This window comes from Parafrankia sp. FMc2, from assembly GCF_041008525.1.
GTDB lineage: Bacteria > Actinomycetota > Actinomycetes > Frankiales > Frankiaceae > Parafrankia.
In genome coordinates this window covers 35,805-42,500 of record NZ_JBFLUG010000068.1, presented here as the reverse complement: position 1 = coordinate 42,500, position 6,696 = coordinate 35,805, and the positions used below count along the sequence as shown (strand labels likewise).

General features: G+C 69.0%; 8 protein-coding genes and 1 tRNA gene. 4 read left to right on the top strand and 5 right to left on the bottom strand.

The features are described from left to right. Positions 1–436 (top strand): C40 family peptidase (locus AB1460_RS21960; RefSeq protein WP_368963738.1); only part of this gene is annotated, 436 nt, incomplete at its 5' end. Positions 437–831: 395 nt separating this feature from the next. On the opposite strand, the gene AB1460_RS21955 is transcribed toward AB1460_RS21960, so the two are convergent. Beyond that, the gene (locus AB1460_RS21955) at positions 832–1,515 is read right to left on the bottom strand and encodes a metal-dependent transcriptional regulator (RefSeq protein WP_368963736.1); all 684 of its coding nucleotides are present in this window, start codon (positions 1,513–1,515) and stop codon (positions 832–834) included. Positions 1,516–1,945: 430 nt separating this feature from the next. Here AB1460_RS21955 and AB1460_RS21950 point away from each other — a divergent pair, with 430 nt between their 5' ends. Together AB1460_RS21950 and AB1460_RS21945 are read left to right on the top strand one after the other, a co-directional pair. Further along, positions 1,946–2,170, top strand: a complete 225-nt coding sequence (locus AB1460_RS21950) for a DUF3039 domain-containing protein (protein WP_018638619.1) — start codon at positions 1,946–1,948, stop codon at positions 2,168–2,170. Between the two features lie 249 nt (positions 2,171–2,419). Further along, a tRNA-Arg gene (locus AB1460_RS21945) sits at positions 2,420–2,492 on the top strand. Positions 2,493–2,710: 218 nt separating this feature from the next. Here the strand turns inward: AB1460_RS21945 and AB1460_RS21940 are convergent. Genes AB1460_RS21940 through AB1460_RS21930 form a run of 3 tightly spaced genes read right to left on the bottom strand, consistent with a single transcriptional unit; the run spans position 2,711 to position 3,530 of the window. Then, positions 2,711–3,106 carry a hypothetical protein gene (locus AB1460_RS21940; protein WP_368963735.1) on the bottom strand — a complete coding sequence of 132 codons (396 nt, stop codon included), beginning with the start codon at positions 3,104–3,106 and terminating at the stop codon, positions 2,711–2,713. Further along, entirely contained in the window at positions 3,067–3,258 is a 192-nt protein-coding gene (locus tag AB1460_RS21935) for a hypothetical protein (RefSeq protein WP_368963733.1), read from the bottom strand. Before AB1460_RS21935 ends, AB1460_RS21940 begins: the two co-directional genes overlap by 40 nt. Then, positions 3,255–3,530 carry a hypothetical protein gene (locus AB1460_RS21930; RefSeq protein ID WP_368963731.1) on the bottom strand — a complete coding sequence of 92 codons (276 nt, stop codon included), beginning with the start codon at positions 3,528–3,530 and terminating at the stop codon, positions 3,255–3,257. The genes AB1460_RS21935 and AB1460_RS21930 overlap by 4 nt, the downstream gene beginning before the upstream one ends. A gap of 228 nt (positions 3,531–3,758) precedes the next feature. On the opposite strand from AB1460_RS21930, the gene AB1460_RS21925 reads away from it, so the two are divergent. Continuing rightward, complete coding sequence (locus tag AB1460_RS21925) at positions 3,759–5,231, top strand: wax ester/triacylglycerol synthase domain-containing protein (protein WP_368963730.1); 1,473 nt, start codon at positions 3,759–3,761, stop codon at positions 5,229–5,231. 410 nt (positions 5,232–5,641) lie between these two features. On the opposite strand, the gene AB1460_RS21920 is transcribed toward AB1460_RS21925, so the two are convergent. Then, complete coding sequence (locus AB1460_RS21920) at positions 5,642–6,481, bottom strand: helix-turn-helix transcriptional regulator (protein WP_368963728.1); 840 nt, start codon at positions 6,479–6,481, stop codon at positions 5,642–5,644. Positions 6,482–6,696: the final 215 nt, after the last annotated feature.

Here is a 6,696-nt window from a genome sequence, read left to right as displayed (position 1 = left end):
GGCGGGCCCGCAGCGCGGCCGCCTCCCGTTCGCGGGCCTCGCGCTCCAGTTCGGCCTGCCGGTCGATCAGCGTGTCCAGCAGGCCGTGCTGCTCGGCCGCGCGGTCCAGGAAGCGCACGCCCAGCTCGGAAAGCCCTACGTCTGGGGCGGTGAAGGCCCGAACAGCTTCGACTGCTCCGGCCTCACCCAGTGGGTCTGGGGCAAGGCCGGCGTCGGGATCCCGCACTACACCGGCGACCAGTGGACGGCCGGCCGCCGCGTCTCCCGCGCCGAACTGATCCCCGGCGACCTGGTCTTCTTCGGCGCGGACCTGTACCACGTGGGCCTCTACATCGGCGGCGGCCAGATGATCCACGCGCCGCGGACCGGCGAGGTCATCCGCATCGAGGACGTCTGGTGGTCGTCCTTCCAGGGCGGCGTACGCCCCGGAGCCTGATCCCCTCCGCGGCACCGGCGCCCGGCACGCTGGCCGGTGCGGGCGAGCGGGGTGCGGGCGAGCGGGGTGCGGGCGAGCGGGGTGCTTCCGGCTTCCGGCTTCCGAGCCCAGGAGACCTCGTGGTCAGGGCCCGGTGTGCCGGCAGCCGGGATGGCCGGGATGACCTGAGGGCTCCATAGGCCGGTCCTGCATCTCACGATCCGCTGCGGGAAAAACCATCGGGCCGAGCCCGAAGGCCCGGCCCGATGGTGGAGATGGCTGCGAAGACTGAGGGTACGACTGACGATTGGCGACGCTGTGGCCGCCTCGGCGGCGACGCAGAATCAGTGATCACATCACGTGCCGCCTGGCGCGGCCGCCATGAGGGGACGCCGCGCCAGGGCCCTGCCGTCAGGTCAGCGGTCGACGTAGACGAGGGCCGCGGTGTTCCGCGTGATCTCCGCCTCCGCCTCACCGCCCGGCCTGGCGATGTACAGCCGGTCGCCTCGAGCGTCCAGCGAGAGCTCGGCGCCGGGAACAACCGACGCGTCGCGAAGCGTGCGCATCGCGTTCTCGTCGGTCTGAAGGCGCTCGGAGATCCAGCTCACCTTGACGGCCTTGCGACCGCCCCCGTTCCGCTCGGCGGAGGTGAGCATGCTCACCGGGGCCGCACCGGGCGGCTCCGCCGTCTCCAGCGGGGCAGGGATCTCGTTGCCGAACGGGCAACGCTTCGGATCACCCAGAAGGACGGTCAGCCGGGCCTCGACCTCATCCGAGATCACATGCTCCCAGCGGCACGCCTCGTTGTGAACCAGTGCCCAGTCAAGACCAATGATCTTCGTCAGCAGCAGCTCCGCGAGGCGGTGCTTACGCATGACGGCGGTCGCCCTGACCAGGCCCTTCTCCGTGAACTGCACGGTCCGGTCATCCGCGAGGGCCACAAGCCCCTCGTTCGCCAGCCGCGCGGTCGATTCACTGGCCGCCGGCGCACTCACATGAAGGCGCTCGACCAGGCGCGCGCGCAGCGGGGTGATGCCCTCCTCCCGTAGCTCGTACAGGGTCCGGAGGTACATCTCGGTACTGTCGATCAGTCCAGTCACCGGTCTCCTTCGTCCGCAACCAGAGTACGCTGTAACGCCCTACAGGAGGAGCCACATTCCTCTGCGTCCTGGTGTCGGTGTGTGGTATGGCTGATCCTTGTTGTCACCAACGGGCCCAACCACGCCCCATCGACCCAGGGTACCCGCTCGGGCACCTACTGTTGACCAAGGCTCTGACCTGGCCCTTCGCGCCGTAGCCGGGCAACACCTACCAGTGATGCGGCCGACATCCGTCTCGAAGCAGCACACGACCAGCCCCCTGCGGGGTACAGCGAGCATCATCAGGCATCGCCAACATCATCGCCGCATCGCCACCCGGTGCCGCCATCGCGGCACCAGTCGATACGGGGCGCCGCGCGCTCCCGCGGCGCCCGGCCCCCGCCGCACGGGTGCGTCGGCGAGACCGGAGCGAGTACCTACACTCAAGAGTATGAGCACCACTCAGATCGCGCCGGAGACGTCGGACACCCGCACTGACGAGGGGGACGACCACTCCCACTACGCGCGCCGCGAGGAGATCGTCCGCGCCTCCATCGAAGGCGGCCGCGTGACGGCCCTGTGCGGGTACAAGTTCGAGCCGGTGCGGGACCCGCAGCGTTACCCGATCTGCCCCCGCTGCAAGGAGCTCGTGGAGATGGCCGAGCAGATCGGCTGAGCACCTCCCGCCGCGCCACCAGGCCGCAGCGCGCCCGGGCTACCTCGTCCAGACCCACCAACCGGCAGCCCGACCGGCCTTGGGGGCCGATGGCACTTCCGCCAGGACGTCCGGATGCGTAGGCTTGCCTGGTTCCGTGATCCGCTTCTGGGCGGCCCCGGGGCCCACGGGGCGACCTCGTGCGCCCGTCGGGACCCGCCCACCTGGCGTCAGACCCCGCCCCGCGCCCTTGTAACATCGCCGGGCGACGCCCCCGTAGCTCAGTGGATAGAGCGACCGCCTCCTAAGCGGTAGGTCGTAGGTTCGATTCCTACCGGGGGCACTGGTCACCGCGGCCATTGGTGCGACCTGGGCATTTGGCCAGATCGGGCATCCCTGGCGACCAGCACCAATGCGAACCTCCATAGCGTGACCTTCAACATACGGAGCGCAGCACCCGCTCGGGTGCCTGTACAACGCTCCCGCCTGTCCATCCGGAAACGGTGAACGGCCAGCATGCGGCAGATGAGCGCGTGCGCTTGCCGGAAGGCGACGTGGTTGTCACGCTCTGTCGGCGACGAGGTAGTCGAAGGCGGGCGGCGGGCCGACCGCGTGTTCCAGGGTTTCGATGACCTTGCGGGGGTTGTCATATGGGCCTGACTGGTAGAACGGCTTGCCGTCTCTGCCGAAGGTGATGGCTGGGGGTCCTTCCCAGGCGCCGAGCTGGGCGGCGGCCCGGACGAAGTCGGCGTGCGGTTCGAAACCGAGGCCTCGGGCGTACTCCACGGCACCGAAGACGATGTCCGCGGCGAGGCCGATCGGCACGTCCTGCCATCCAGCGGGGTAGGCGGCGTAGTACTCGGGCAGGAACTGGGCCAGCTCGACGTCGGTCCTGATGTCAGGGCCGAAGGCGTTCTTCACGCCCAGGCAGTAGACGTCCACCAGGAACCCGCACACCGACTCTTGATGATGTCCTCGCCGGAGCCCCGGACACCGGACGCGATGCTCACCACGAGGTCGTGGGCCTCATCGTTGGTCAGCGTCAGACGGCGCCCATTGAGGCTGTAGAAGGCGATGTACAGCAGTTCACGAAGCCTCAGACAGATCATTCGCCGAGCCGTCGGAGCGCCTCGGCGTACCGAGGAAGCTCCTCGTCCGACACCTGATCCAGCAGCTCCGAACGCAGACGCAGAGCCTCTGCCTCGTCATCTGTCAAAGTCGTGGCGTGGTGGCAGGCCAGGTGCCAGCCGATCGTGTCCGTGCCCGCGTCCAGACCATGCTCGGTGAGTTCCTTCCGTAACCGCAGCACCAGGTCGGCCGCCTGCGGCGGGGTCGCGGTGTCCGCTGTCCACTCCTCGGCCGCTCCCGGCGCATCAGGCATCCGAGCGAAGCCAGTCAAAAAACGGGCCCATGTCCTGGTGTTTCCCTGGCATTCCGGCGGCGACCCGCGCGTACGTTCGGCCCTGCCGTTCAGCTTACGGTCCACCTCGTACCGAATTTACCGTACTACGGCACAGCGTTTCGGACGTAACCACTTTTCCCATCCATCCAGGGAGCCGATTGTGGCAGTTGCGCGACGACTCATCCATGTCAATCAAGGCGTCATGCCATGACGCGCCCGGGTTTCTGGTGGCATGCCCCGCGCGCGGACCAGGCGCGCCACCCCTATGCGGGAAGCGGCGGAGCAGCGCATGGACGGGAGCGGAATGCGACACGCCGCGGTCACGGCACTGACGTTCCCGCCCGGCCACTTACTCCGACGGATGCTCTCATACTCGGATATCAGCGAGCATTTCCCAGAACGCCACTCACGGTCGGTTACCTGCTGGTCGCCGACGGCCCCGCGCCCGAAGTCCAGGCGTTGCGCGAGCTGGTCGCGGACCGGGCACGCGACTTTCCTCCGCTGACCCACCGGATCGCCTCGACAACGTGGGGCCGGCTGGCCTGGATGGCGGACGCCGATTTCACCCCGGCCCGACACGTCCATGAGTACCGGCTCCCCGCGGAGCCGGGGCTCACCGGGCTACGCGAGGCAGTGGGACGGCTGTCAGCAGTCGAGATCTCGTTGGACGCACCGCCGTGGCAGCTCTGGCTGCTCCACGGCCCCCACCGCGACGGATTCACCCTGCTGTACCGCGCCAGCCACGTGTGGATGGACGGGACGGCGCTGAACCTGGTGCTGGGAAAGCTGTTCGGCCTGTCCGGCCCGGGATCGGAGCGTGAACTTCCACGGATGTCGCCGGACCGTCGGCCCGGCCCTCGAGCTGTCTGCCGGGCCACCGCCCACTCACTCGGATGGCTTGCCCGGACGGCCACGATCGGCCCGCTCTCGGCGGCGCCCACGGGATGCCCGCACCACTCCTGGCTGGAGGTGGACCTGGTCAGGGTACGGGCGATCAGCCGCGCCTACGGGGTGACCGTGAACGACGTGTTCCTGGCCGCGCTCGCCGGCGCTCTGCGTGCCTGGCCACGCCCCGGCTCCAGCCAGCCCGGCCACCCCGGCCGGCGCCGGGGGCGGGGCCGGGGCCGGCTGCACGCCGCGATGCCGGTCAGCACCCGCCGGGCGGCCGAGCGGGACCACGTGAGCAACTACCTGACCACCGTACGGATCGCGCTGCCTCATGATGAGGCATCGGTCCACCGGCGCGTGCAGGCGATCCACCGGCAGACCGTCCGGCACAAGCGGGGCGGGACTCCGGGGGTCGCGGAACGTCTCTTCCTCTGGACGATTCCCGCGCCGTTGCGACCGGCCGCGCTGTCCATCGGGATCATGTCCCACGTCTTCGCGCTGACCGCGTCCAACCCGGGTGGCCTGACCGGCCCGATGGAGATCCTCGGTCGACCGGTCATCGCCGCCCTGCCCACCCCTCCGCTCCCCGCAGGCCAACGCCTGGCGGTCCTGCTCGGCGGGCTGGACGGCCAGGCGTGCATCGGTTTCACGATGGATAAGTCGGTGCGGGACGGAACGCGGCTGCCGGAACTCGTCGAGGCCGAGCTGGGCGCGCTTGAGGCGGCGGCCGGCCTCCGCCACAGCCCGGTCCGGAGACCGACCGAGACCACGCCTTCGACGGGGAGTTTCTGATCTGGTTCGGCACCGCGCCGATGCCACGGCCGCCGCAAGCCATGGCGTCGCCTACATGAACCAGACATTCCGCGAAAAGCCCGCCCGGTCCGGCCCGAGGGCGAGATCCGGTCGTTCTGGCGACCTGTGCCGGCAGGACCTTCGTGGCTCGCCATGACAGCGCGATCATGCTGCTGGTCGACTCCGGGACGACGCGCCGAAAGCACCATGCTGCGCGTCGATGACCAGCACGCCGCCTGTCAGCAGTAGGAGTAACGCCATGAACCAGACAAAGCCATCGGGATCGACCGGTCCATACCGCAGCGACGCGGCGGCGAGTGCGACGGCACCGATCGCGATCGCGCGACTCACGCCGGATGTGCGACGTCACACCTGGTATTCGACCACAACGAAGACGAGCGAGGTCGCGGTCAGGGAATGGTCTGTGTGCTGATGACGGCGAGTAGCTGCAGCTTCTCGTAGCTTTCGCTGCCGGGCTCGGCGGTGTAGACGAGGAGGCGGTGAGACTGGCCCGGGTCCAGGAGCGTCTGACAGTTGAGCTCCAGCATGCCGACCTCCGGATGCGCGAAACGCTTGACCTGGGTGGGGCGGATGCCGACCTCGTGGCTGTCCCAGAGTTCGCGGAACTGCTCGCTCTGTTCACGGAGGAGGTCGGCGAGGTGTTGCGCCTTTGATCCTGGACCGCGCAGTGTCGCGACCTCGCGCAGCCCGGCGACGTACACCCGTGAAAGCAGTGCGCGCTCCTCTGGTGGATACACCTCGCGGACAGCGGGATCGGTGAACCACCGGTACCCGAGGCTGCGCTGCGAACCGGTGAACCGACCGGCGTCACCCGTGAGCGCGATCCCCATCGGAGTCTGCCGGAGGGTTTCACCGAGTTCGGTGACGATTTCGGCGGGCGTGTCCTGGAGGCGGTCGAGGACGCGCAGGAGACCCGGGCCGATGTGATCGCTGGCCGCTCCGCGGGCAGGTGGGTTGTTACCTGACAGGCGGAAGACATGATCGCGCTCATCCAGCGAGAGATGCAGGCCCTGCGCGATCGACGCGATCATCTGCTCCGAGGGCTGGGGCCCGGTCCCTCGTTCCAGGCGAGCGTAGTAGTCGGTCGACATGTGGCAGAGCGCGGCGACCTCTTCGCGTCGCAGGCCGCCGGTCCTCCTTCGCGGCCCGCGTGGCAGTCCGACGTCTTCGGGCTGGAGGGACTCCCGTCGGCGTCGGAGGAACGTCGCCAGTCCAGCGCGATCGATCACAGTGGTGCCCCCGTCAACAGTGGTCCCCTCCTCGTCCGTGCAGCCCGGCGATCGGGCTGGTTCGTTTCTGCCATCGGGAGGGCGCGATAACCACGGCCTGTCGGTCCACCCCTCACCACCGCGGGTCCCCGGTGATCGAGCTCAGGCGATCACGGCCGAGTGAGGGATCGGCGGTCAGTGGATGTGCCAGCCCTGAATCCACTGACAGCCAGGCC

Coding starts and splice junctions, on each gene's coding strand:
- AB1460_RS21950 (WP_018638619.1), top strand. CDS start 1,946: ATGAGCACCACTCAGATCGCGCCGGAGACGTCGGACACCCGCACTGAC.
- AB1460_RS21935 (WP_368963733.1), bottom strand. CDS start 3,258: ATGATCTGTCTGAGGCTTCGTGAACTGCTGTACATCGCCTTCTACAGC.
- AB1460_RS21930 (WP_368963731.1), bottom strand. CDS start 3,530: ATGCCTGATGCGCCGGGAGCGGCCGAGGAGTGGACAGCGGACACCGCG.
- AB1460_RS21925 (WP_368963730.1), top strand. CDS start 3,759: ATGACGCGCCCGGGTTTCTGGTGGCATGCCCCGCGCGCGGACCAGGCG.